The following is a 23,971-nucleotide window of genomic DNA, read 5'->3' as shown; positions in this document are numbered from 1 at the left end:
GATGACCGAAGCCAAGCTCCCGTCGAACCTGCCGCAATGGATGAAGGACCACGCCGACCTTTATCTGAGGAGCGGCGGCAAGGAAGGACACATGTACAAGGTTCCGACCGGGGCCAAACCTGTGTCGTCGCTGCTGCTCATCACCACCGGCCGCAAGTCGGGCGAAAAGTGGATGTTCCCGCTGTTCTACGGCAAGGCCGGCAACGGCTACTTCGTTATCGCCTCGAAGGGCGGCGCGCCGGAGCATCCCGGCTGGTATCGCAACATGCAGGCCCATCCGGAGGTCGAGATCCAGGTCGGCACGAAGAAGATGAAGGCCAGGGCGCGCACGGCGACCGGCGACGAACGCAAGCGGCTGTGGGACCAGGCGGTCTCGTTCTATCCGCCCTACGCCGACTATGAGAAGAAGGCCGGCGCACGCGAGATCCCGGTCGTCGTCCTCGATCCCGTGCACTAGGTCGTCGGAGTCAGATCTTCGCGATCACGGCGGACCGGAACCTGCGCATTTCGGCGAGCATGACCGCGGCATCGGGGCGACCGAAATCGATGTCGATCGCCGTGACGCCTGAATCGCGCAGGGCGCGGAAGTCGGCTGCGATGTCGGCGTCGCTGCCCGAGAACAACCGCCGTTCGCCGTCCGAGGCGCGCGGCGGCACGGCCTCGCCATACCGCTTCACGCGATAGGAGACTCCGACCGAGCTCGGGTCGCGGCCGGCCGCGACGGTCGCGTTGCGCAAACGCGCGATGCCGGCGCGCAGCCGGGGCAGGGTGTCGAGCAGATGCCGATTGTTGCTGCCGATCGGATACCAGGCGTCGCCGACGCGGGCGGCGCGGCGAACGGCGGGACCGCCCTCGCCACCGACCCAGATCGGCGGATGCGGCCGCTGGATCGGCTTGGGTTCCAGAACGATGCCGTCGAACTTCGTGTAGCGGCCGGCGAAGCATGGCCGTGCCTCCGTCCACAGGAGACGGCAGGCGTCGATATATTCGTCGGTCACCGCACCGCGCTCGGCGAAGGGCGTGGCGACAACGGCGTCGAATTCGGTCCTGAGCCAGCCCGCCCCGACACCGACAACCAGCCGGCCGCCCGACAGGACATCGAGCGTGGCGAGCATCGTGGCGGCGAGCACCGCCGGGCGGTGCGGCACGACCAGTACCGCAGCGACAAGCCGGATGCGCGAGGTCTTGGCGGCGATGTATGCCATGCCGATCAACTGCTCATGCCGTTCGGTCGGCGCCTCTTCGTAGAACGAGCCGGTCTCCGAATAGGGGTAGCCCGGCACCTTCGCATCCGGCAGCACGATGTGATCGGTGAGCGTGAGATAGTCGAAGCCCATCGCCTCGCCTTCGGTGGCGATCTGCGTCATGGCGGCAACCGCCGAAAGCGGACCCGAGTTCGGCAGGTTGAAGCCGATCTGCACGGCCTCAGATCACCTTGCGCAAGATGTGCCGGCGATTGGAGGTGAAGGGGCGGACCTCGCTCGGCCATCGGCCTTTTTCCGCAGCCGCTGCCCATTCCTTGCTCAGCAGCACGTCGGGACTGTCGATCTCGTAGATCGCCACGTAGCTCGCCTGGCCGCTGCCATCCAGCACCTTGCGTTCGCCGCCGACGTTGAAAGCCGCGGGCTCGGTCTTGAGACGGGTGACCGCTCCCACGCCCGGCACCTTTTTCAGGAGAGGTATGTGCTCGGTGTCGTAGACCTCGTTGAACAGCGCTTCCTTCTCTTTCGCCACATCCATGCTGACGACGAAGAGGTACTTGGCGGTAAGCGGCATGTCGTCCTCCCTATGCTGCGTGCGCGACCGTGGGACCATCGCCGGCCAGCGTGGTGCGGCGCATGTCGCGCGGCTCATCGGCGGGGAAGGGCCGCGCCCGATGCATGGTCTGGCGATTGTCCCACATCACCAGATCGCCGACGCGCCATTTGTGGGTGTAGACGAACTCGCGCTGCGTGGCGTGCTCGATCAGATCGCGCAGAAAGGCGCGCGCTTCCGGAATCGGCCAGCCAACGATGCTTCCGGCATGACTCGAGAGGTAAAGCGAGTTGCGGCCGGTGACCGGATGGGCGCGGACCAGCCGCTGCCGGACCGGCTTGAACCGTTCGCGTTCCTCATCGGTGAAATCGAAGAACCCGATGAGCTGACGCGAGAACATCTGTGAGTGTTCGCACACCAGGTCTTCCACCTCGGCCATGGTCTCCTCGTCCAGCGCGTCGTAGGCCGCCCGCATGTCGGCGAACTGTGTATCGCCGCCTCGCGAGGGGATGCTCACCGCGCGCAGCAACGAGTACTTCGCCGGGGTCGCCTTGAACGAGCTGTCCGAGTGCCACAGGCGATTGCCGATGGCGAACAGGCGCCGGCGATCATCGCGCGCGAATGGCCTGTTGCCCCGGTCGAGGTTGGACACGTCAGCGAAGGTCGTGGGCAATCGATAATCAGCCGCGGCGCGCAGACTCGTTCCGATGGCGTGTTCGATGTCGCCCAGGCGTCGCGTGAAGGCGAGCTGCTGCGCGTCGTCGATGTTCTGATCACGGAACACCAACACGGCGTACCGGTCCATGCCGGCATGGATTGCCGCCGCCTGGTCCGAAGTCAGAGGCTCGCGCATATCCAGTCCATCGACCTCGCCGGCGAAGCAGGGGCCGACCTGGCGGATGGTAACGGTCATGGCGCGTCTTCTTTTTGCCGGACGAGGACGCCGCGGCTCGATCAGCGCAGCGGCGAAAAAGCCGCCGGGACGGCGAAGGTGCTTTGCTGGCGGCTGACGCTGGGATGCCGCGGCGGCGGCCAGTTGGGCGACTTCATTGCCTGGGCACGCAGGCGCTCGCGCTCGCCCATGTTCCTGTAGGCCCAGACGTGGACCCATTGGTTGAGGGCGCCGATATCGGTGAAGCCCGCGAAGACGAGCGGCGAGACGCTGGTGCGCTCCTTGATGCGCGGCGTCCACTCCTCGATCACCTTGGGGATGGCGCCCGGGCCATAGGTGTAGGTGCGGAACTCGTAAAGGCTGCCGTGCTCGCCCGGCTCGAAGTGGGGCGAGAAGGGAGCGGGATGCAGGATCTTGGACTCCATCTCCAGGATGAAGTCGGCGATCTTGGGCGGCCAGACCTTCTTATCGACCGCCTCGGCCCGGATGCGGTCGCGCTCGTTCACGTCCTTGTAGGGCCAGATATGGATGATCTGGTTGAGTGTGCCCACCTCGGTCCGCCAGAAGCCCGCCAGACGCGAGAGCTTGACGCGGCCGGGCAGGGCGGCGGCGAACGCTTCCTCGGCCTGGGGAACGGTGCCGGGCTTCAACAGATAGGTGCGCATCTCGAAGATCATGTTCCTCTCCCTGGCAACCGGTTCTTCCATGGCGATGTTCGTGCCCGGCGACGCAACTTTCCCGCCGGGAACGCGCTAGAATGTCCGGGCGATCGAACGGAGGCAAGCGATGGCCAGGCAATACGACCGCAGCGCGGAGGATCTCGGCAATATCGTCGCCCTGGAGCACGTCAATGTGCAGGTCGAGGACCAGACGCTGGCGACGCTCTTCTACATGAGCGGCCTCGGCCTGACCCGCGATCCGTACATGATGACCAGCGTCGACAACATGTGGGTCAATGTCGGGCGGAGCCAGTTCCATCTGCCGACAGGCAAGGCGCAGCGGCTGCGCGGCCGGGTCGGCCTCGTCGTGCCGGATCGCGAAGGCCTCCTGCAGCGGCTGAGCAGGATGAGCAAGGCGCTGGCGGGAACACAATTCACCTTTGCCGAGCGCGCCGACCATGTCGAGACGACCTGCCCCTGGGGCAATCGCGTCCTCTGTCACAGCCCGTCGCCCCGCTTCGACGGCATGGAGCTGGGCATGGCCTACGTCGAGTTCGACGTGCCCGGCGGCGCGGCCAAGGGCATCGCCGAGTTCTATCGCCGCGTGTTCGGAACCATGGCCCGGGTGGATGGGGCGAGCGCGGCACCCGCGGCGCATGTCTCGGTCGGCATGGGGCAGGAGCTCGTGTTTCGAGAGACCGATGCCGACCCGGAGGCCTACGACGGCCATCATATCCAGGTATACGTCGCAAACTTCTCGGGTCCCCACCGCCAGCTTCTCGAGCGCCACCTCCTCACGGAAGAGAGCAACCAGCATCAATATCGCTTCCAGGACATCGTCGACCCGGAGAGCGGCCGGAAGCTGTTCGAGATCGAGCACGAGGTCCGCAGCATGCGCAACCCGCTCTATGCCCGGCCGCTCGTCAATCGCAATCCGGTGCAAACCAACCGGAACTACGTGCCCGGTCGCGACGCCTGGGTGCCCGAGGGGCGCGCGGAGCAGATGGACGATCCGCGCGTCGAGCTGCGCCGACAGCGCTTCAGCGCAGCCACGCGACCCGTGGCGCGTTAGCCGCGCTACTGTCGATCAGACAGTATCGCCCACGATCATCTGGCGCGCCCGGTCCATCGGCTGCGCCTGGATCGTCCTGGCAAGCTCGCGCAGGCATTCCCTGTCGGCATCGTTCCTGACCGCGATCGAGAACTCGCAATGCGTGACCACGGCGAACCGGTCGCACAGCTTCTTGGCAATCGTGTCATAGGTACCGATGGTGACGAAAGTATGCAGTACGTCGTCGGTGATGTGCTGCGGCATCTCCTCCCAGCGCTGGGCGCGCGACAGGAGCTTCAGCCGGTCGGCGAGCTCGCCGAGGCCGAGATGATCGAAGGCCGCGCGATATTGCGGCGTCGAGGCATAGAAGGAGATGCGGGCCCGGGCGTCGCGCACCTTGGGGACCAGTTCCGCCTCCGTCGCGGCGGCCGCGACCAGCGGCTTCATGCAGAGCTGGAACGCCTCGAGCGAGCGGCCGCTCTTCGCCGCGCCCGCGCGCACGGCCGGCAGCATGATCTTCTCGATGTAGCAGGGCGTGCAGACCGGATGGACCCGGATGCCGTCGGCGACTTCGCCGGCCACGCGGCACATCACCGAGTTCACCGCCGCGACGTGGATCGGGATGTCCGGGTGCTCGATCGGTCCGGGATTGAACAGCGGCACCACGAGATTGATGTTGTAGTGCTCGCCCTTCACATCGAGTGAGGCGCCATTCTGCCAGCAGTTCCAGACGGCCCGCACGGCCCCGACATACTCGCGCATCCACGGTCCGGCCGGCGACCAGGGCAGGCCGTAGCGCCGCTCGATATGCGCCTTAACCTGCGTGCCGAGACCGAGCGTGAAGCGGCCATGACTCAGCTTCTGGATCGTCCAGGCGCTGAGCGCGGTCACGGTCGGGCTGCGTGGAAAGGCGATCGCGACCGAGGTGCCGAGTTTCAGCTTTCGTGTCGCCTCGGCGGCCAGCGCCATCAGGACGAACGGGTCGTCCTTGGTTTCCTCGACGACCAGGCCGTCGTAGCCGAGTTCGTCCAGCAGCCGGGCATCGCGGCCCACCGAGCCGAGATCGAGCGGCACCTCGGGCGCCCGCAGCCCCGGATCGACCTTGCCGAGCGGCAGCAGCGTCTCGAGGCGCACGGGCGCTACGCCGCCTTCCTCACCAGCGAGGCGATCTCGGGCAGGCGCTTGTCCACCTGCTCGGGCTTCTGGCCGCCGAGATTGACGATCACACGGTCGACGCCGAGTTCGGCGTAGCCTTGCATCGCGTCCATCGCCATCGCCATCGGTGGCGTGATGATGATCTGGAAATCCTTGCCGCGCGTGCGGCCGGCCTTCGCGAAAGCGCCATCGAGCTTGTCGAGCATGCCTCGGGTGCGCGCGGGATCGAGGTTGAAGCCGTACCAGCCGGCGCCGAACTCGACAGCGCGCCGGAAGGCGGCGTCGGCGTAGCCGCCGACGATGATCGGGATATACGGCTTCTGGATCGGCTTGGGATCGAGCCGCATGGTCTCGAACTTCACCCACTTGCCCGCGAAATCGACGACCGGCTCCGTCCATAGGCGCCGCATCACCTCCATGAATTCGTCGCAGCGCGCGCCGCGGTCCTCCCAGCGATAGCCGCAGGCCTCGACCTCCTCCTTGTTCCAGCCGACGCCGATGCCGAAGTCGAGCCGGCCGTTGCTCAGCCAGTCGAGAGTGCACATCTCCTTGGCGGTGTAGACCGGGTTGCGCTGCGGCACGAGCGCGACGCCGGTGCCCAAGCGCAATCTGGTGGTGGCGGCGGCAAGGAAGCCGAACGTCGCCGTGACATCGAGCATGCCGCCGCCCGGCGGCGTCGGGATTCGGCCGTCCTTCGAACCGGGATAGCCGTAAGTGTTCTTGTCGAACAGCGCCACGTGCTCGCCCATCCAGATGGAGTCGAGGCCCGCCCCTTCGGCTCGGCGGCCGAAATCTCGGATCATCTGCGGCGTCGCCAGCGGCGACATGAAGGTGGCAAAGACTCCGATCTTCATTGGGGCGCCCCTCGCTGCTGTGTTCAGCGAGCGTAGCAGGAGCACGCCGGCCATGAAAATGCCCGCCGGACACAGGTCCGGCGGGCTGCATGCGCAATGTTGCGCGTCGCTAGGCGTGTTCTTCCGAGATGTCCTTGTTGGTGTGATCGGGCATCATCACGGTGGCGATGATGCTGACAATGGCGCAGATCGCGATGTAGATCGCGATGGCGTAACCGGTACGGTAGGCGGCGAACAGCGCCGTCGCGATCAACGGGGCCGGGCCGCCGGCGGTGACCGAGGCGAGCTGATAGCCGATCGAAGAGCCGCTATAGCGCAGCCTCGGCGTGAAGCCCTCGGCGATCAGCGCGGCCTGCGGCCCGTACATCAGATCGTGCGGGACGAAGGACAGGACGATACCGAGGAAAATCCAGCCAGGGACCATCGTGTCCAGCATTGCGAAATAGACAAAGCCGAAGATGCCGGTGAGAACCGAGCCGATGAGGTAAATGCGCTTGCGGCCGTAGCGATCCGACAGCGCTCCCGAGATCGGGATGGTGAACAACGATATCACGCCGGCGGTGATCAGCGCCGTCAGCAGGAAATCGCGAGGCTGATGCAGCACCTGCGTGCCATAAGCGAACACGAACGCGAGGTAGATGTAGGCGGGTGCCTGTTCGGCGGTCCGCGCGAACATCGACAGGAAGACCTGCTTGGGCTGCCGCTTCAGCACCTCGACGACGGGTGCGCGCTCGACGCGATTCTCGTTCAGGATCTTCTGGAACGCCGGCGTCTCGAGGATACCGAGCCGGATGTAGAGCCCGACGCCGACCATGATGATGCTCAGCAAGAACGGAATGCGCCAGCCCCAGACCAGGAACTGGTCACCGGAGACCGCGCTGAAGGCGAGTACGGCGACGTTTGCCAGAAGCAGCCCGGCAGGCCCGCCCAGTTGCGGCCACGAGGTGATGAAGCCACGATGCTGGTTGGTACGCGCCCATTCCATCGACAGCAGGACCGAGCCGCCCCATTCGCCGCCGACCCCGATTCCCTGGATGAAGCGGATGATGGTCAGAACCACCGCGCCCCAGATGCCGATCGACTCATAAGTCGGAACAAGGCCGACAGCAAAAGTCGCAAGGCCGGTGATGAGCAGCGTCGCAATCAGTGTCGCCTTGCGGCCGATGCGATCGCCAAAGTGTCCGAAGAGGGCGCCTCCGATGGGCCGGGCGATGAATCCCACCGTATAGATCGCAAATGCCTCGAGCACGCCGACCAGCGGGTCCGAGTGCGGGAAGAACAGCTTGCCGAAGACCAGGCCGGTCACGGTGCTGTAAAGCAGAAAATCGTACCACTCGATGGTTGTACCGATGGCACTGGCAATCACCGCCTTGCGAAGCTGTGCGCGGTGTTCGGCTTCGGGTAACGGGCCCGACAGGGCCGTTGCTACGCTCATGGTAACGCCTCCCTGTAGTACTTTCGTGTACCGGAACTATAGGCCTCGTTTCGCCCCTCGCAATATCGCAATACGAACTTTTGTCGCAGATGCTCTGCGAGGCATGCGCGCTACTCGTCTGCGCGCGACTCGCGAATGCGCCGCGTGCCCAGGAACACCGGCTTCAGCGGATCCATCACGAAGCGGATGCGCGGCAGGTCGGTATCGACGGTACAGCAGGTGCCGATGATCGGGCCGGCAAGCTGAAGGCCGGGAGCGTTCCACGCGGTGGCGTCGAAGGTGCTCACCTGCGGCTCGCCGCGATCGGCCCTGTAGAAGGTGTATTTCGGATCGACCTGTATCAGGAGCGGCTGGATGGCGCCGTCGAGCGGTGCGTTCGCCGCCGTTACCCAGTTGATGTACTGCACGTCGCTGCCGGCGACGGGCTGCGGATTGACCAGCGCGCAATCGAGGATGGTGTCTGTCCCCTTCTTCACGGTGGCCATGACGCGATCATGGCGACGCAGGAACTTCACCTCGCCGGTCTCGACCGGGAAGCCCCAGCGGGCACGCAATTCCTTCGCTGCCGTATCGCTGCTCGCCACCGCGCCCAGAAGGAAACCGCGCGGATGAGCCCCGGCGCGACTGCCCAGACGCAGCATCGCGAGATTGAACGGTCCGGTCGGGCTCTCGGGATAGCGCGCCACGGCTAAAATTACATAGGACGGCAGCGCCGGATGCATCGCCTTGGGCAACAGTCCGTCGGTCGAGGCGCGCGGCACCTCGATCAGGAGCTGCATCGTCTCGGCCTTGGGCAGTGTCCAGGCTTCGGTGTCGAGATGGGCGAGGGTCGGCAGGCGCGCGGACGACTGCGTGATGTCGAGCGTTCCATAAAGAGGCATCGTCCTACTCCGCCGCCGCGACGTTGGCCGGCCTTTTGGCGAAGACCGGCATTACTTCCCTGGCGAAGAGACGCAGGCTCGCCATCACCTGCTCCTGCGGCACGACTTCGTTGGCATTCAGGATGAAGTTGATGCAGTCGACCCCGAGCGACTCCCACTTCTTCACCGCGCGGACGATGCGGGCGGGATCGCCATAAGCCATGCCTTCGGTCTGCTGCTCGGAGGCGTCGGGGCCGGTGGCAGCACGGCGCAACGCCGGCAGCAGCCCCAGCGACTGGTAGGAAGGCGAGGAGAAGACCTCGCGTGTGGAGATGAGCTGCGTCGCAAGGTAATTGAAGGTGTTGCCGAGCTTCTTGCCCATCTCGACTCCCACCTTCTCGTCCTCGTGGCAGAACAGGAAGTTGGTCGTCGCGACCTGCTCGTTCACGAACGCGCCAACCGGCTCGCAGGTCTTGATGCGCCGCCGGTACTCCTTGATCTTCTTCTCCTGCTCCTCGAAGCCTGCAAAGGAAAGGCCGAGGCTGCCGAGCCCGCGCTCGGCGGCGTCGATCTCCGTTCCGGGACTGGTGACCGCGACCCACATCGGCGGATGCGGCTTCTGATAGGGCTTCGGCAAAATGGTGCGCTCGGGCATCGACCAGAACTCGCCCTGATAAGAGAAAGTCTCCTGCATCCACATCTTCGGCAGGCAGCGCACGAACTCGTCCCAGCTCTTCTTGGTCGTATCGGGATTGGCGCGAAAGCCGCCGAGCTCGGTCCAGGTGGCGGAACGGCCGGTGCCGACATGCAGACGACCACCGGAGAGAAGATCAAGTGTCGCAGTGCGCTCGGCAATCTTGATCGGATGGTTGAACTCCGGCACGCAGACCACGATGCCATGGCCGACCTGGATGCGCTTGGTGAGCATGGCGCAGGCGGTCAGGAAAAGCTCCGGCGCCGAGCAGTGCGAGTACTCTTCGAGGAAGTGATGCTCGACCGCCCAGACGTGGTCGAAGCCCAGCTCGTCGGCCAGCTTCACCTGCTCGAGGCAATTGTTGTAGACGGTGCGCTCCTTCTCCGGAGTCCACGGGCGCGGAATCGAGATCTCGTAGAACAGGCCGAACTTCATCCTGACGGCTCCTCGAAGCTTTTGCGAAACGCTAGGCTTGCCGCTTGCGCGGCGCAACTCCACCATGGGCTCGGAGGGCGAAATCGAATGAGCAAGCTTCGAGGCAAGGTGGCGATCGTGACGGGCGGCGCCAGCGGCATGGGCCGCGCGACGGTCATGCGGTTTCTGGCCGACGGCGCCAAGGTTGTCGTTGCCGACCTCAACGAGAACAACGGCGCGGAGACGGCTTCAGTCGCCAGGGCGCAGGGGCACGGCGCTGACCTCTCCTTCGTCCGCTGCGACGTGGCGAAGGAGAGCGACGTCTCGGCCACCATCGCTGCCGCCCAGGAGCGCTTCGGCCGGCTCGACATCGCCTATCTCAATGCCGGCGTGGGTGGCGCCTTCGGGCCGATCGCCGAAACAAGTGTCGAGGACTGGGACTACACCTTCGCCGTGCTGACGCGCTCGGTGTTCCTCGGCATGAAGCACGCCTCGCGGGCGATGAAGAAGCATGGCGATGGCGGCGTGATCCTGGTGACGGCCTCGATCGCCGGCATGGTGGGCGGCGGCGGCAGCCATGCCTATTCCGCGGCCAAGGCGGCGGTGATCAGCCTGATCGAGAATGTCGCGGCCGAGCTGGGCCCCGATCGCATCCGCGTCGTGGGCATCGCACCTGGCGTCATCTCGACGCCGCTGGTCCATCGCGGCCGGCCGGAAAAATACGAGAAGCAGTTCAAGCAGCAGCCGTGGCCCGATCGCGGCGAGCCCGAGCACATCGCCGACGTGGCCGCGTTCCTGTGCTCGGACGAGGCGCGCTTCATCACCGGCGAGACGATCAAGGTCGATGGCGGCCTGCTGGCGCAGGGCATCGCGCTCTGGGGCACCGGCGCGGACAACACCTTCATGAAGAGCGCCGGCGTCAATCGCGGCACGACGGGCGAAGCGATGGTCGTGCGCAACCTCCAGTCTGCGAGGAAGCCATGAGCGAGGCCGAGCGCCTTCATCGTCACCTTATCGGCCAGCAAGGCTCGCGCCGGTCGCTGAACACGCCGGCGCTGGTGCTGGACCTCGACATGCTGGACCGCAACATCGCCGAGATGGCATCGTTTGCGAAGGCGCACAACGTGAAGCTGCGTCCGCACTCCAAGACCCACAAATCGGCCGATATCGCCAGGCGCCAGATCGCGGCCGGCGCACTCGGCGTCTGCTGCGCCAAGCTCGGCGAGGCCGAGGCGCTGGCCGAGCAGGGCGTCGAGGGCCTGCACGTCACCTCGCCGGTCGTGACGCCCCAGGCGATCGCGCGGCTCGTCGAGCTGAACGGCAGGATGAAGGATCTCATGGTCGTGGTGGACCATCCGGCGAATGTCGAGGGGCTGGCCGCCGCCGCGTCGAAGAGCGGCAAGCCGCTGGCGGTGGTGGTCGACATCGACCCCGGCATGCATCGGACGGGCGCCGCCACGCCGGAGGGCGTGGTCGAGCTGGTGCAAAAGGTCGCCAACCTCCGATCGCTGAAATATGCCGGCGTGCAGTTCTATTGCGGCAGCCACCAGCACATAAAGGACTTCGCCCAGCGCAAGGCGGCGATCGAGGAACGCACGGAATATCTAAAAGGCATCCTGACCAGGCTCGATGCGGCGGGATTGACGCCCCCGATCGTTACCGGCTCCGGCACAGGCACACATTTCATCGACGCCAAGCTCGGCATCTTCACCGAGCTGCAGGTCGGCTCCTACGTGTTCATGGATCACGACTACAATGTCTGCGACCTGCGCGGGCTCGACAAGCCCACCTTCGAGCAGGCACTGCAGATCGACGCACGCGTGGTGAGCGCCAACAAGCAGGGCATGGCGACGGTCGATGCCGGCCTGAAGGCGATGGCGACCGAGAAGGGTCCGCCGCAGATCCTGAGCGGCGCTGCCCCGGGCTCGACGACCCGCTTCATGGGCGACGAGCATCTGGCGGTGATAGCGCCGGAAGGCAGGGCCGCGCCGGGCCATGGCGAGCAGGTGATCCTGATCCCGCCGCATTGCGACCCGACCGTGAACCTCTACGAAAGCTACCATGTGGTGAAGGGCGACACGCTGGTCGACATATGGCCGGTCACGGCCAGAGGCCGGTCGCGTTGATCCCTTGGAACGCGAGCCTTCGGCTCTCATGAGCGAGGTGGAAGCCCGCGGTCCGGATCAGCAGTAACCAGCATCTCGCCCTTCCATGTCTTCGACAGCATCAGGAGAGAGGCCAGGCCGACGGCGCTGATGGCGGTCATGCCGAGGAAGGCGTGCTGGCCGAAGCGGGCATAGAGAAGCCCTGCGAACTGGTAGATAACGGCCTGCGTCGCGCCGGTGCCGAGCGCGTAGTAGAGGCTTTGTCCCAGCGCCACGCCTGATGAGGGGAGCGCGCGCTGGATGAAGGCCATGGCGCCGAGGTGGCAGGCGGCGAAGGTGCCCGCGTGCAGCGCCTGCAGGAACACGAGCGCGAGCAGATCGGTGGTGAAGGCGAGACCGGTCCAGCGCACAAGGCCGCAGGCGAGACCGAAGCCGATCATGCCCGTCACGCCGATCTTCTGCAGCAGCCGGCCGCTTGCCATCATCATCAGGATCTCGACGGCGACGCTCTCGCCCCACAGCAGGCTGATCGTCACGTCGTCGATGCCGGCAGCGCGCCACGTGAGCGTGCCGAAGCTGTAGAGGACCGCATGGCTCGATTGGCAGAAGCCAGCCGCGATCATGAACAGCAGGAAAGGACGCGAGCGGAAGAGATCGAAAATGCCGAACGGGGCGTGCCGCGCCGCGCCGATCGGATGGCTTTCGGCGGTCGGCAGGACGAAGGCGAAGGGCGCGAGCAGCAGGATGCCGGCGAGCCCGACATAGAGGACCCAGGGCGGTCCGAAATGCTGCACGGCGACGCCGCAGAGCACCGTTCCGAGAATGAAGGCTACCGAGCCCCATACGCGGAGCTGGCCGTAGATCAGGCCACGCGCCCGTGTCTCGTTCACCAGTATGCCGTCATAGAGCGCCATGGTGGGCGACCAGACGGCGCCCCAGATCAATCCGACCAGCAGCAGGGCGAGAAAGGTATGGGAGAGCTGATAGGCTCCCATCATCACGACCGCGGCGACGCTCAGCGCCAGCAGCATGCCGCGCATGTTGCCGATGCGATGGGCAAGGAAGCCGATGGCGAGGGTGGCGCCGACGCTCACGAACTGGCGCGCCATGAACAGGGTGCCGATCTCAGCGTCCGCTATGCCACGATCGCGCAGCCATACCGGCCAGTAACTCATGAAGGCGCCGGCGGCGAAGAAGTAACCGGCACCGAAGCCCGAAAGCCGGACCGCGGTCGACCAGCGGCCGGTCAAGCGGCGAACTCGCGCCGCACCTGTTCGGTATGCTGGCCGAGCGCCGGCAAATCGCCCAATCGTCTGGGCTCGCCGGGATAGGAGGCGGCGAGCGCCGGCAGCGAGACCTCGCCGTTCGGCGTGTCAAAGCGGATGCGCCTGAGCTGCGGATGCTGCGAGAGATCGGCCACCGAACTCACACGCGCCCAGGCGATCTGGGCGGCGTCGAGGCGCGCGGCGAGATCGGCAAAGCGCTGGGCGCCGAAGCTCTGCTGCACGATGGAATTGGTCTCGTCGCGCCGTGCATTGCGCGCCTTGTTGGTGGCGAAGTGGGGATCGCGATCGAGGCCCGGCCGGTCGAGGACGCCTTCGCAGAGCCGCGTGAACTCGCGATCGTTCTGAATCGAGATCAGCACCGGCACCTTGTCGGCGGTCGAATAGACGCCATAGGGAGCGATGGTGGGATGGGTGAGGCCGAGCCGCGGCCAGTCATAGGCAGCGTAGTCCCTGGCGAGCAGCGGCACGCTCATCCACTCCGCCATGGACGAAAAGAGCGACACCGAGATTGTGCGGCCGTCACCCGTCTTCGCGCGCGCCAGCAGTGCCTCGAGGATGGCGGCATGCGCGTACATGCCGGTGCCGATGTCGGTCGCGGAAACGCCGATCCGTCCCGGCGCATGCTCGGTGCCGGTGATCGAGGCCATGCCGCTTTCGGCCTGCACCAGAAGATCGTAGGCGCGACGATCCTTGTAGGGCCCGTGGTCGCCGTAGCCCGAGATGTCGACAGTGATGAGGCGCCTGTCCCTGGCGCGCATTTCCGTCGCGCCAAAGCCCGCGCGCTCGGCCGCACCGGGCGCGAGGTTCTGGATCAGCACATCCGCTTTGGCAATCAGCCGATGGAGCAACGCCAGATCGTGCTCCTTCTTGAAGTCGAGCACGACCGACTGCTTGCCGCGATTCAGCCAGACGAAATAACTGGCAAGCCCGTGCACATACCCGTCATAGCCGCGTGCAAAATCGCCCTCGGGCCGCTCGATCTTGATCACGCGCGCGCCGCCGTCCGCCAGGCGCGCCGAGCAATAGGGGGCGGCCACCGCCTGCTCGACACTCACCACCAGCAGGCCGTCCAACGCTCCGGGCATCGATACTCACTCCGTGTCGGGTCACCATGCCCGAACGGCAGTGCCTATGCCAGAGAATCGAGGCAGCACGATCGAATTCCGCCGAGCGCGACGTCGCCGTCGTGTTCCGCGAACCCGGTTGTCGCATCCTGATGGCGTGCAAGATCGGATGGGTTACGATCCCGTCAACGACCGAGAGTCGCCTAGAGGAAACGAGATGCCGGGACCGCTTGCGGGCGTGAGAGTGATCGATTTGACGGCAGTGTTGTTGGGGCCCTTCGCCACCCAGCATCTTGCCGACATGGGCGCCGATGTGATCAAGGTCGAGCCGCCGGAAGGCGACCTGTTGCGTGCATCGGGCGCCTCGATGAGCCGCGACAAGAACATGGGGCCGATCTACATGGCGGCCAACCGCAACAAGCGCTCGATCTGTCTCGATCTCAAGAAGCCGGCGGCCGTCGAGATCCTGAAGGGCATGGTCCGGACGGCCGACCTCTTCATCCACAACAGCCGTCCGTCCGCGATCGAGCGGCTGGGGCTGGGCTACGAGGACCTGAAGAAGGTCAATCCTTCGATCGTCTACGCCTATTCGCTGGGTTACGCGCGCCGCGGCCCCTACGGCCACAAGCCTGCCTTCGACGATCTGGTGCAGGGCGTGAGCGGCGCGGCGTCGCTGCAGAGCCGGGTCGACGGCCTACCGCCCAAGTTCATGCCGAGCCTGGTGGCCGACAAGACCACCGGCCTGCATCTCTGCATCGCCGTGCTGGGCGCGCTCTATCATCGCAAGTGCACCGGCGAGGGCCAGATGATCGAGGTGCCGATGCTGGAGACGCTCGCCGCGTTCTGGCTCACCGAGCATCTGTTCGGTGCCACCTGGACGCCCGAGCGCGGCGACATGGGCTACGACCGCATCATCAACAAGTATCGCCATCCGTTCCCGACCAGGGACGGCTATATCTGCGCGCTGCCCTACACCGACCAGCACTGGATCACCTTCTTCGAGCTCGCCGGCCGGCCCGATCTCGCCAGGGAGCAGCGATTCATCGACCGCGGCGAGCGGGCCAAGCACTTCAGCGAGCTCTACCAAGTCCTTGCCTCGCTTCTCGAGCATCGTTCCACGGCGGAATGGCTGGAGGCTTTCGACAAGGCCGACATCCCCGCCATGCCGGTGAACTCGATGGAGCAGCTCCTGGAGGATCCGCACCTCAAGGCGATCGGCTTCTTCACCGAGCGTGAGCATCCGAGCGAAGGCCCGATCAAGACCTTCGCAAGCCCGCTCGATTTCGAGAAGACCAAGGTCGAGTACCGCCGCCACGCTCCGCGACTCGGCGGCGACGGCGTCGAGGTTCTGCGCGAGGCAGGCCTGGGCGACGCCGAGATCGACAAGCTCAAGGCAGAGAAGGTGCTGATCGTGCCCTGAGAAGGGCGGCCGCGACCAGGGAGGCGCTGAAGACGACCACGCCGCTCACGAGATAGATCGCGGCAATCGTGTAGTGGTGGCCGACGATACCGAGCAGGGGACCGGCGACACCGAGCGAGATGTCGAGGAAAGCGACATAGGCGCCCATCGCCATGCCACGGCTTTGCGGCGGCGCCACGCGAACCGCCTCGACCCCGAAACCCGGGAAGGCGAGCGAATAGCCGAATCCCGTGAGCGCCGCGCCGAGATAGGCGACGGTCGGCACCGGCGCCTGCCAGATGAGGAACTGGCCGATCGCCTCGATCAACACGCAGACGAGCGCCACCTTGGCGCCTCCGATCTTGTCGGGCAAATGGCTGAAGAAGATGCGGGCGCCGATGAAGGCGACGCCGAAGATCGTGAAGACGAGGGAAGTGCCGCCCCATCCCTTGTTCGAGTAGAGCAGAGCGATGAACGCCGTGATGGCGCCGAAGCCGACACTGCAGAAGGCGAGCCCCAAGCCGGGCAGCCAGACCGCGCCGATCACCTTGTAGAAGGGCGGACGACGCGCCGCGGGCGGCGCGACCGGCGCCAGAGGCAGCATGCAGGCGAGGGCGATCAGCGGTACCAGCACCGTGGCGCCCGCGATGCCCCAGAAACCGTGGCGCGCGTAGATGTAGACTCCGACCGGGGCGCCGACCGCGTAGGCCGCATACATGGCAATGCCCACCCAGGCGATCACCTTGCCGGCGTTTTGCGGTCCGACCAGCGCGACACCCCAGGTCAGGGTGCCGGTGACGATGAAGCTCTCGGCACAGCCGATCAGCAGCCGTCCGACGATCAACACGACGACCGAAGCGACGGGAGCCTGAAGCAACAGGAGCGAAGCGTAGTAGACGAGGCCGGACAGCGCGGCGGCCAGCAAGCCCACTTGAGTCGATCTCTTGGCACCCCGGGTGTCCGCCAGGATGCCGGCCTGAATGCGCGACAGCAAAGCCGCCGCGAACTGCGCTCCGGCAACGACACCCACCACCGCCTCGCCCATGCCCAGCGTATGGTGGACGTGGAGCGGCAGGACGGGCAGCGCCAGGCCCATGGTGAGGAAGGCGATGAAGACGACGACGGTGACAGGGAGGAGGGGGAGGGAGCGTCCTGAAGCCGATATGTCGATCATCCCGAGCTCGGATCCGGCAAAGTTGGGATCGATCATACTCGACCGTGTCACAGGGCGCTTCGACGCCTTTCCGTCCGGATTTTCTACGGAAAGACATTCCGCGTCGCGGCGGTACGAGCCGCCAGCCGGTATCCCGGCGCTTGTCCGAAGCGGGTCGGCCGCTAAACTCCGGCTCACATCATGCCGCGCCCGGGAGGGGCACATGGATCTCGCTTTCACCGCGGAAGAGCAGAAATTCGCCGACGAAGTGCGCGCCTTCGTGAAGGCCAATCTGCCGCCTGACCTCCGTGACAAGGTGAAGAACGGCAAGCACCTCGACCGCGACGACCACATGCGCTGGCAGCAGGCGCTCGGGAAGAAGGGCTGGCTGGTCTACACCTGGCCGAAGAAGCACGGCGGCCCGGGCTTCACGCCGGCCGAGCGCTACATCTTCGAGAATGTGTGCGCCGAGGAATATGCGCCGGGCATCATCCCGTTCGGCACCAAGATGGTCGGGCCGGTGATCTATACCTTCGGCAACGACGAGCAGAAAGCGAAGTACCTGCCGGCGATCCGCGAAAGCACGGTGTGGTGGTGCCAGGGTTATTCCGAGCCGGGTTCGGGCTCCGATCTCGCCAGCCTGCGCACCAAGGCGGAGAAGCAGGGCGACCACTACATCGTCAACGGCTCGAAGACCTGGAACACGATGGGTCACTGGGCCGACTGGATCTTCTGCCTCGTGCGGACCGATCCCAAGGCCAAGCCGCAGGAGGGCATCTCCTTCCTGCTGATCGACATGAACACGCCGGGCATCACCGTGAAGCCCATCATCATGATGGACGGCGGGCACGAGGTGAACGAAGTCTTCTTCGACAATGTGAAGGTTCCCGTCGCCAATCTCGTGGGCAAGGAGAACGAGGGCTGGACCTGCGCCAAGTTCCTGCTCGCCAACGAGCGGCTGGGCATCGCCGCCGTGCCGCAATCCAAGCGCGGCGTCGAGGCGCTGAAGGACATTGCCCGCGCCGAACAGGAGAACGGCAAACCCCTGATTGCGGACCGGGGCTTCGCCGAGAAGATCGCCGACCTCGAGATCCAGGTGACGGCGCTGGAATTCACCGAGCTGCGCGTCTTGTCCCAGATGGCGCAGGGCGGGCAGCCCGGGCCGGAAGTCTCCGGCCTCAAGATCAGAGGTTCGGAGATCCAGCAGCGAATCACCGAGCTCACGATGGAGGCGGTCGGCGAATATGCGGCGCCCTACCTGCCGGGCCTGCTCTGGCACGGCACCAACGAGGCGCCGGTCGGGCCGGAGTACGGGCATCTGGCCGCGCCGCGCTACTTCAACAGCCGCAAGACCACGATCTACGGCGGCAGCAACGAGATCCAGAAAGGCATCATCAGCAAGATGGTGCTTGGGTTGTGACTACTGCACGTGTGCCATCCCGAGCGAAGCGAGGGATCCTTCGCGTCGCTGATCCAAGATCTCTCGCGATGCTCGGGATGACGTCTTTCCCCTAGTCTTCATTGGTGGTCGACATTCCATGGACCTGGCACTGAAACCCGAACACAAGGCCTTCGCCGATGAAGTGCGCGACTTCGTGCACAAGACCCTCTCGCCCGCGACCAAGGCCAAGACCTTCTGCGGCAAGCATTACGACCGCGGAGATCACGTCGAATGGCAACAGGCCCTCGGTCGGCAGGGCTGGCTTCCCTACACCTGGCCCAAGAAGCATGGCGGGCCGGGCTGGGACGTGACGCGCCGCTTCCTGTTCGAGAACGTCCTGGCCGAGGAGGGGGCACCGCGCATCATCCCGTTCGGCGTCAAGATGGTCGGACCGGTGATCTACACCTTCGGCAGCGACGAACAGAGGGAACGCTTTCTGCCCGGAATCCGAAGCTCGGAAGTACAATGGTGCCAGGGTTATTCGGAGCCCGGTGCCGGCTCCGATCTCGCCAACCTGCGCACGCGCGCCGTACGGGAGGGCGACTACTACATCGTCAACGGCCAGAAGACCTGGACGTCTTTCGCCCATTGGGCCGACTGGATCTTCTGCCTTGTGCGCACCGATCCCGATGCCAAGCCGCAGGAGGGTATCTCCTTCCTGCTGATCGACATGAAGACACCGGGCGTGACGGTGCGGCCCATCATCATGATGGACGGCGCCCACCACGTGAACGACGTGTTCTTTGACAACGTGAAGATCCCGGTCGCTAACCGCATCGGCAAGGAGGGCGAGGGCTGGACCTGCGCCAAGTTCCTGCTGGCCAACGAGCGGCTGGGCATCGCCGAGGTACCCGCCTCCAAGCGCGGTGTGCGGTCCTTGCGTGACATCGCGCGCGCCGAGCCGCAGGACGGCCGCACCCTTGCCGAGGATCCGGCCTTCGCGGCCAGGATCGCCGACATCGATCTGCAGGTGCAGGCGCTCGAAATGAGCGAGCTGCGCGCGCTTTCGACCATGGCGTTGGGCGGCGCACCGGGACCCGAGGTCTCGACACTCAAGATCCGCGGCTCGGAGATCCAGCAGCGCATCGCCGAGCTCGCGATGGAGGCAGTCGGCGAATATGCCCAGCCCTATCAGCCCGGCATGCTGTTCCAGAACACCAACGAGACGCCGATCGGCCCGGACCATGCACCGCCCGCCGCGCCGCGCTATTTCAACATGCGCAAGACCAGCATCTACGGCGGCAGCAACGAAATTCAGAAGAACATCGTGTCCAAGATGGTGTTGGGGTTGTGATCTGATCTTTTCATGTTCCTTTCCCCTTCGGGGAGGGGCTAGGAGAGGGGTCAAGCAACGTGCACAACCCCCTCTCCCAACCTCTCCCCCTCGCCAGGGAGAGGAATATGAAGGCATAACGCGCTAGAGAGAATGCGGAGGAGTGAGATGGATCTGTCCCTTTCCGACGAGCAAAAACAGCTCCAGGATGCCGCCGAGCGCTTCGTTCGCGACAAGTACGCCTTCGAGAACCGCCGCAAGATCGCCGCCACGGAGCGCGGCTGGCTGCCCGAGAACTGGACACAGATGGCCGAGCTCGGCTGGCTCGGCATGCCCTTCAAGGAAGAGGACGGCGGCTATGGCGGCGGGCCGATCGAGACCATGATCGTCATGGAGCAGTTCGGCAAAGGCTTGGTGCTCGAGCCGTTCCTGCCGACAGTGGTGCTGGGCGGCGGCATGATCGCGGCAGCCGGCAGCGCGGCCCAGAAGGAAGCGCTGCTTGCACCCATGATCGAGGGCAAGAAGCAGTTCGCGTTCGCCTGGCTTGAGCGGCAGAGCCGCTACAACCTCGCCGACGTCTCGCTCAAGGCGACCCGCGAAGGCAACGGCTGGTCGCTCTCGGGCCACAAGGGCGTGGTCTACAACGCCGCCTCTGCCGACGACATCGTCGTGCTCGCCCGTACCGCGGGCTCGGCGCGTGAGGAGAAGGGGTTGACGCTCTTCCTTGTCGACGGCAGGGCCAGGGGCATCACCCGTCGCGACTATCCGACCCAGGACGCGCTGCGCGCCTCGGAGCTCACCTTCGACAAGGTCTCGGTCAGCGCCGACGCGGTGCTCGGCAAGGTCGACGGCGCGTTCCCCGTGGTCGAGGAGGCGGTGGACCGCGCGATCGTGGCGCTTTGTGCCGAGGCCACCGGCTGCATGGATGCGATCAACGCTGCCACGCTCGAGTACATCAAGACACGCAAGCAGTTCGGTGTGCCAATCGGCAAATTCCAGGTGCTGCAGCACCGCATGGTCGACTGCTTCACCAACGCTCAGGAAGCGCGGTCGATGACGCTGATGGCGACGCTCAAGATCGACGACAAGGATCCGGTCGTGCGCCGCAAGGCCGCGTCGGGCGCCAAGGTCCAGATCGGCAAGTCGGGCAAGTTCTGCGGCCAGAGCGCGGTGCAGATGCATGGCGGCATGGGCGTTACCGACGAGCTCGCGGTCAGCCACTATTTCAAGCGGCTGACGATGATCGACCTGATGTTCGGCAACCAGCAACATCATCTGACGCGCTACAGCAACCTCGCGATTGCGGCCTGAGTCCATCGCGCCAGCAGGGTTGGAGGTTATTGCGAAAAATCTCACCCTAAAGGGCGGCGCGAAACGCGGCCTCTCGAAGGGCGACCGCCATCCGGCCGCCAGCACCGTCACCCTTTCGGCCGCGCTCCTGCTGCCGGGTGCGCAGCCGGGCTAGCGTACGGCCTCCCAGATCAGCGTCGCGCCCGAGACCAGCATCACGCCGTCGAGCAGGCGCTGGAACGTGGCGATGTGCAGCCGTTCGAGAAGCAGCCGCGCGGCGTAGGTGCCGGCCATCACCGCCGAGCCCGTGATCAGGCCCTTCAGGATGATGTCGGTCGGCAGCGCGCCCAGCGTGCGGAAGGTCGCGGCCTTGGAGATGTACAGGGCGAGCGAGCCCGCCGCCTCGGTGGCGATGAACGCGCCTTTCATGAGACCGTAGGCGCTGAAGAGCGGCACGCTGAGCGGCCCGGTGGAGACGACGATGCCGGTCAGGAAGCCGATTGCGAGACCTGCCGGCACGAGCGCCGCCGCGCCGATCCGGTAGTTGCGGGCAGCAAGCCATCGTCGGCCCGGGATCATCACGAGGAAGAAGGCGCCGAGCGCGAGGTCGATGACCGAGGGCGGCAGGTTGAGGAGCGTATGTGCGCCGAGCGCCGCGCCGGGAATGCCCCCTAGCGCATAGGCTGCCGTCGCCCGCCAGTCGATATCCTTCCACCACGACGTGATCTTGGCGAAGTTCGACATCAGCGCGATGATGGCCATGGTGGGCACGGCCTCGAGCGGGCCAAAGGCGAAGACCAGCACCGGCAGAAGGATGACCGTGGCACCGGTGCCGACGACGCCGCTCACGAGGCCGGCAATGATGCCGACGATGAGCACGAGAGCGTAGGTCAGCACGACCCGCCCAGAAGGATGGGCCACCGCGGTGGCGCATCATGAGGGCCGCTGCAAGCGACGTGGCCCGACGAATCAGTATCCCACATTCGCGCGCAGATACTTCTCCGCCTGCTCGAGCGGGATGCCGCGACGCCTGGCGTAGTCCTCCACCTGATCGCGGCCAATGCGGGCGACACCGAAATACTGTGCCTCGGGATGGGCGAAGTAGTAGCCCGACACGGCGGCGGTCGGGAGCATCGCGAAGCCTTCGGTCAGGGCCATGCCGGCATTCTGACCGGCATTCAGGAGCCGGAACAGCTCGGGCTTCTGGCTGTGGTCGGGGCAGGCGGGATAGCCGGGCGCGGGGCGGATGCCGCGGTATTTCTCGCGGACCAGCTCGTCGTTGCTGAGTGCCTCGTCGGGCGCGTAGCCCCACAGTGTCTTGCGTACGCGCTCGTGCAGCCGTTCGGCAAAAGCCTCGGCAAGCCGGTCGGCCAGTGCCTTCAGCAGGATCTCCGAGTAGTCGTCGCTGTCGGCCTTGAAGCGGGCGAGATGGGCCTCGATGCCATGCCCGGACGTGACGGCAAAGCCGCCGATCCAGTCGGCCTTGGGCGAGATGAAATCGGCCAGGCACATGTTGGCGCGCGGCGCGCGCTTGGCGATCTGCTGGCGCAGGAAATGGAGGCGCGAGATTTCCTTAACATGGCTTCCATCCTCGAACAGCACGACGTCGTCGCCGTCGCGCCGGCACGGCCAGAAGGCGACCACGCCCTTCGCCGTTAGCCACTTTTCGCGGACGATGCGCTCCAGCATCTTGCGCGCGTCGGCATAGAGCTTTCTGGCGCTTTCGCCGACCACCTCGTCCTCGAGGATGTCGGGGTAGGTTCCCGCCAGTTCCCAGGAACGGAAGAACGGCGTCCAGTCGATGCGTTCCACGAGCTCGTGCAGCGGATATTCGGCGAACACCCGCGTGCCTTTCACGGCGGGCCTCGGCGGTTCGTATTTGGTCCAGTCGATCTTGAAGGCGTTGGCGCGCGCCTCGGCGAGCGCCACAAGCTTCTCCTTGCCGCCGCCGGCACGCTCGACGCGGATTGCCTCGTACTCGGCGGCGATCCTGGCGGCGAACTCGGCCGCCTGCGCGCCCGATTCCGAGACGAGCGCCGTGCAGACGCCGACAGCACGCGAGGCGTCGAGCACGTGCACGGTCGTGCCGTGATAACGTGGCGCGATCCTGAGCGCGGTGTGCACCTTGGACGTCGTCGCGCCGCCGATCAGCAGCGGCATCTTGAACTTCTGCCGCGTCATCTCCTCGGCCACCGTCACCATCTCGTCGAGCGAGGGCGTGATGAGGCCGCTGAGCCCGATCATGTCGGCCTTGTTGTCGTTGGCGGCCTTCAGAATCTCCTGGAACGGCACCATGACGCCGAGGTCGATGACTTCGAAGTTATTACACTGGAGCACCACTCCGACGATGTTCTTGCCGATGTCGTGGACGTCGCCCTTGACCGTCGCCATCACGATCTTGCCTTTGGAGCGTGCACCTTCCGTCTTCTCCGCCTCGATGAAGGGCAGGAGATAGGCCACCGCCTTCTTCATCACGCGCGCGCTCTTCACCACCTGCGGCAAGAACATCTTGCCGGCACCGAACAGGTCACCGACCACGTTCATGCCGGCCATCAATGGACCTTCGATCACCTCGATCGGCCTCGCGATCTGCTGGCGCGCCTCTTCGGTGTCGGCAACGACGTATTGGTCGATCCCCTTCACCAGCGCATGCTCCAGCCGCTTCTCGACCGGCCAGCTCCGCCATTCCGCGTCCTGGGTGTCGGCCGCTTCACCGGTGCCCTTGTATTTCGGCGCCAGCTCCAGCAGCCGCTCGGTCGCGTCCGGCTGCCGGTTCAGGATCACGTCCTCGCAGGCGTCGCGCAGCTCGGGTGGGATCTCGTCGTAGACTTCGAGTTGGCCCGCATTGACGATGCCCATGTCCATGCCGGCCTTGATGGCATGGAACAGGAACACCGAATGCATCGCCTGACGCACTCGCTCATTGCCGCGGAACGAGAACGACAGATTCGAGACGCCGCCCGAGATGTGTACGTGCGGCAGGTCGGCCCGGATTTGGCGCGCGGCTTCGATGAAAGCGAGGCCGTAGCCGTTATGCTCCTCCATGCCGGTGGCGACCGCGAAGATGTTCGGATCGAAGATGATGTCCTCAGCCGCGAACCCGGCCTCTTCAGTCAGCAGGTGATAGGCGCGCTCGCAGATCGCCACCTTGCGCTCCACGCTGTCGGCCTGCCCCTGCTCGTCGAAGGCCA

General features: G+C 65.5%; 22 protein-coding genes. 8 read left to right on the top strand and 14 right to left on the bottom strand.

What is annotated here, in order from left to right:
• The first annotated feature begins 1 nt into the window (after position 1).
• The gene (locus VH499_RS18800) at positions 2–457 is read left to right on the top strand and encodes a nitroreductase family deazaflavin-dependent oxidoreductase (RefSeq protein WP_332054282.1); all 456 of its coding nucleotides are present in this window, start codon (positions 2–4) and stop codon (positions 455–457) included.
• Positions 458–467: 10 nt separating this feature from the next.
• On the opposite strand, the gene VH499_RS18795 is transcribed toward VH499_RS18800, so the two are convergent.
• The 4 genes from VH499_RS18795 to VH499_RS18780 are packed head-to-tail and all read right to left on the bottom strand — an operon-like array spanning position 468 to position 3,324.
• Complete coding sequence (locus VH499_RS18795; RefSeq protein ID WP_332054281.1) at positions 468–1,421, bottom strand: TIGR03619 family F420-dependent LLM class oxidoreductase; 954 nt, start codon at positions 1,419–1,421, stop codon at positions 468–470.
• A 4-nt stretch (positions 1,422–1,425) separates the two neighbouring features.
• Entirely contained in the window at positions 1,426–1,776 is a 351-nt protein-coding gene (locus VH499_RS18790) for a hypothetical protein (RefSeq protein ID WP_332054280.1), read from the bottom strand.
• 10 nt (positions 1,777–1,786) lie between these two features.
• Positions 1,787–2,668, bottom strand: coding sequence for a TauD/TfdA family dioxygenase (locus VH499_RS18785; protein ID WP_332054279.1), 882 nt, complete (start codon positions 2,666–2,668; stop codon positions 1,787–1,789).
• A gap of 41 nt (positions 2,669–2,709) precedes the next feature.
• Positions 2,710–3,324 (bottom strand): NIPSNAP family protein, encoded by a 615-nt coding sequence (locus VH499_RS18780; protein WP_332054278.1) that lies wholly within the window; start codon positions 3,322–3,324, stop codon positions 2,710–2,712.
• 109 nt (positions 3,325–3,433) lie between these two features.
• Between VH499_RS18780 and VH499_RS18775 the strand changes: the two genes are divergently transcribed.
• Complete coding sequence (locus VH499_RS18775; RefSeq protein ID WP_332054277.1) at positions 3,434–4,378, top strand: hypothetical protein; 945 nt, start codon at positions 3,434–3,436, stop codon at positions 4,376–4,378.
• 15 nt (positions 4,379–4,393) lie between these two features.
• On the opposite strand, the gene VH499_RS18770 is transcribed toward VH499_RS18775, so the two are convergent.
• The 5 genes from VH499_RS18770 to VH499_RS18750 all read right to left on the bottom strand — a co-directional run bounded on the left by VH499_RS18770 (position 4,394) and on the right by VH499_RS18750 (position 9,790).
• A complete protein-coding gene (locus tag VH499_RS18770; protein ID WP_332054276.1) occupies positions 4,394–5,491 on the bottom strand; it encodes a TIGR03617 family F420-dependent LLM class oxidoreductase in 1,098 nt (365 codons plus the stop codon).
• A gap of 5 nt (positions 5,492–5,496) precedes the next feature.
• Positions 5,497–6,366: an LLM class F420-dependent oxidoreductase gene (locus VH499_RS18765; protein ID WP_332054275.1), complete on the bottom strand. Its 870-nt coding sequence runs from the start codon at positions 6,364–6,366 to the stop codon at positions 5,497–5,499.
• Between the two features lie 109 nt (positions 6,367–6,475).
• Positions 6,476–7,801 carry an MFS transporter gene (locus VH499_RS18760; RefSeq protein WP_332054274.1) on the bottom strand — a complete coding sequence of 442 codons (1,326 nt, stop codon included), beginning with the start codon at positions 7,799–7,801 and terminating at the stop codon, positions 6,476–6,478.
• Positions 7,802–7,911: 110 nt separating this feature from the next.
• Positions 7,912–8,682, bottom strand: a complete 771-nt coding sequence (locus VH499_RS18755) for a hypothetical protein (protein ID WP_332054273.1) — start codon at positions 8,680–8,682, stop codon at positions 7,912–7,914.
• Positions 8,683–8,686: 4 nt separating this feature from the next.
• Positions 8,687–9,790, bottom strand: a complete 1,104-nt coding sequence (locus VH499_RS18750) for an LLM class flavin-dependent oxidoreductase (RefSeq protein WP_332054272.1) — start codon at positions 9,788–9,790, stop codon at positions 8,687–8,689.
• An 87-nt stretch (positions 9,791–9,877) separates the two neighbouring features.
• Between VH499_RS18750 and VH499_RS18745 the strand changes: the two genes are divergently transcribed.
• The gene (locus tag VH499_RS18745; RefSeq protein ID WP_332054271.1) at positions 9,878–10,753 is read left to right on the top strand and encodes an SDR family oxidoreductase; all 876 of its coding nucleotides are present in this window, start codon (positions 9,878–9,880) and stop codon (positions 10,751–10,753) included.
• Complete coding sequence (locus VH499_RS18740; protein ID WP_332054270.1) at positions 10,750–11,895, top strand: DSD1 family PLP-dependent enzyme; 1,146 nt, start codon at positions 10,750–10,752, stop codon at positions 11,893–11,895. Before VH499_RS18745 ends, VH499_RS18740 begins: the two co-directional genes overlap by 4 nt.
• 26 nt (positions 11,896–11,921) lie before the next feature.
• On the opposite strand, the gene VH499_RS18735 is transcribed toward VH499_RS18740, so the two are convergent.
• Positions 11,922–13,124 carry an MFS transporter gene (locus VH499_RS18735; protein WP_332054269.1) on the bottom strand — a complete coding sequence of 401 codons (1,203 nt, stop codon included), beginning with the start codon at positions 13,122–13,124 and terminating at the stop codon, positions 11,922–11,924.
• The gene (locus VH499_RS18730) at positions 13,121–14,245 is read right to left on the bottom strand and encodes a CaiB/BaiF CoA-transferase family protein (RefSeq protein WP_332054268.1); all 1,125 of its coding nucleotides are present in this window, start codon (positions 14,243–14,245) and stop codon (positions 13,121–13,123) included. Before VH499_RS18730 ends, VH499_RS18735 begins: the two co-directional genes overlap by 4 nt.
• 196 nt (positions 14,246–14,441) lie before the next feature.
• Between VH499_RS18730 and VH499_RS18725 the strand changes: the two genes are divergently transcribed.
• The gene (locus VH499_RS18725) at positions 14,442–15,644 is read left to right on the top strand and encodes a CoA transferase (RefSeq protein WP_332054267.1); all 1,203 of its coding nucleotides are present in this window, start codon (positions 14,442–14,444) and stop codon (positions 15,642–15,644) included.
• Here the strand turns inward: VH499_RS18725 and VH499_RS18720 are convergent.
• Positions 15,613–16,848: an arabinose transporter gene (locus VH499_RS18720; protein ID WP_332054266.1), complete on the bottom strand. Its 1,236-nt coding sequence runs from the start codon at positions 16,846–16,848 to the stop codon at positions 15,613–15,615. The genes VH499_RS18725 and VH499_RS18720 overlap by 32 nt on opposite strands.
• 151 nt (positions 16,849–16,999) lie before the next feature.
• Between VH499_RS18720 and VH499_RS18715 the strand changes: the two genes are divergently transcribed.
• The 3 genes from VH499_RS18715 to VH499_RS18705 all read left to right on the top strand — a co-directional run bounded on the left by VH499_RS18715 (position 17,000) and on the right by VH499_RS18705 (position 20,801).
• Positions 17,000–18,196, top strand: coding sequence for an acyl-CoA dehydrogenase family protein (locus VH499_RS18715; RefSeq protein ID WP_332054265.1), 1,197 nt, complete (start codon positions 17,000–17,002; stop codon positions 18,194–18,196).
• A gap of 118 nt (positions 18,197–18,314) precedes the next feature.
• Complete coding sequence (locus VH499_RS18710) at positions 18,315–19,511, top strand: acyl-CoA dehydrogenase family protein (protein ID WP_332054264.1); 1,197 nt, start codon at positions 18,315–18,317, stop codon at positions 19,509–19,511.
• Between the two features lie 147 nt (positions 19,512–19,658).
• A complete protein-coding gene (locus VH499_RS18705) occupies positions 19,659–20,801 on the top strand; it encodes an acyl-CoA dehydrogenase family protein (protein ID WP_332054263.1) in 1,143 nt (380 codons plus the stop codon).
• A gap of 150 nt (positions 20,802–20,951) precedes the next feature.
• Here VH499_RS18705 and VH499_RS18700 read toward each other — a convergent pair whose 3' ends face one another.
• Positions 20,952–21,701 (bottom strand): sulfite exporter TauE/SafE family protein, encoded by a 750-nt coding sequence (locus tag VH499_RS18700; RefSeq protein WP_332054262.1) that lies wholly within the window; start codon positions 21,699–21,701, stop codon positions 20,952–20,954.
• 48 nt (positions 21,702–21,749) lie between these two features.
• Positions 21,750–23,971, bottom strand: a 2,222-nt coding sequence (locus tag VH499_RS18695) for a vitamin B12 dependent-methionine synthase activation domain-containing protein (RefSeq protein WP_332054261.1), incomplete at its 5' end; no start/stop codon positions are given.

The organism is Reyranella sp. (assembly GCF_036558665.1).
GTDB lineage: Bacteria > Pseudomonadota > Alphaproteobacteria > Reyranellales > Reyranellaceae > Reyranella.
This window is presented reverse-complemented; position numbering and strand designations above follow the sequence as displayed.

Coding starts and splice junctions, on each gene's coding strand:
- VH499_RS18785 (WP_332054279.1), bottom strand. CDS start 2,668: ATGACCGTTACCATCCGCCAGGTCGGCCCCTGCTTCGCCGGCGAGGTC.
- VH499_RS18800 (WP_332054282.1), top strand. CDS start 2: ATGACCGAAGCCAAGCTCCCGTCGAACCTGCCGCAATGGATGAAGGAC.
- VH499_RS18730 (WP_332054268.1), bottom strand. CDS start 14,245: ATGCCCGGAGCGTTGGACGGCCTGCTGGTGGTGAGTGTCGAGCAGGCG.
- VH499_RS18765 (WP_332054275.1), bottom strand. CDS start 6,366: ATGAAGATCGGAGTCTTTGCCACCTTCATGTCGCCGCTGGCGACGCCG.
- VH499_RS18740 (WP_332054270.1), top strand. CDS start 10,750: ATGAGCGAGGCCGAGCGCCTTCATCGTCACCTTATCGGCCAGCAAGGC.
- VH499_RS18715 (WP_332054265.1), top strand. CDS start 17,000: ATGGATCTCGCTTTCACCGCGGAAGAGCAGAAATTCGCCGACGAAGTG.
- VH499_RS18725 (WP_332054267.1), top strand. CDS start 14,442: ATGCCGGGACCGCTTGCGGGCGTGAGAGTGATCGATTTGACGGCAGTG.
- VH499_RS18750 (WP_332054272.1), bottom strand. CDS start 9,790: ATGAAGTTCGGCCTGTTCTACGAGATCTCGATTCCGCGCCCGTGGACT.
- VH499_RS18780 (WP_332054278.1), bottom strand. CDS start 3,324: ATGATCTTCGAGATGCGCACCTATCTGTTGAAGCCCGGCACCGTTCCC.
- VH499_RS18790 (WP_332054280.1), bottom strand. CDS start 1,776: ATGCCGCTTACCGCCAAGTACCTCTTCGTCGTCAGCATGGATGTGGCG.
- VH499_RS18775 (WP_332054277.1), top strand. CDS start 3,434: ATGGCCAGGCAATACGACCGCAGCGCGGAGGATCTCGGCAATATCGTC.
- VH499_RS18760 (WP_332054274.1), bottom strand. CDS start 7,801: ATGAGCGTAGCAACGGCCCTGTCGGGCCCGTTACCCGAAGCCGAACAC.
- VH499_RS18745 (WP_332054271.1), top strand. CDS start 9,878: ATGAGCAAGCTTCGAGGCAAGGTGGCGATCGTGACGGGCGGCGCCAGC.
- VH499_RS18755 (WP_332054273.1), bottom strand. CDS start 8,682: ATGCCTCTTTATGGAACGCTCGACATCACGCAGTCGTCCGCGCGCCTG.
- VH499_RS18705 (WP_332054263.1), top strand. CDS start 19,659: ATGGATCTGTCCCTTTCCGACGAGCAAAAACAGCTCCAGGATGCCGCC.
- VH499_RS18710 (WP_332054264.1), top strand. CDS start 18,315: ATGGACCTGGCACTGAAACCCGAACACAAGGCCTTCGCCGATGAAGTG.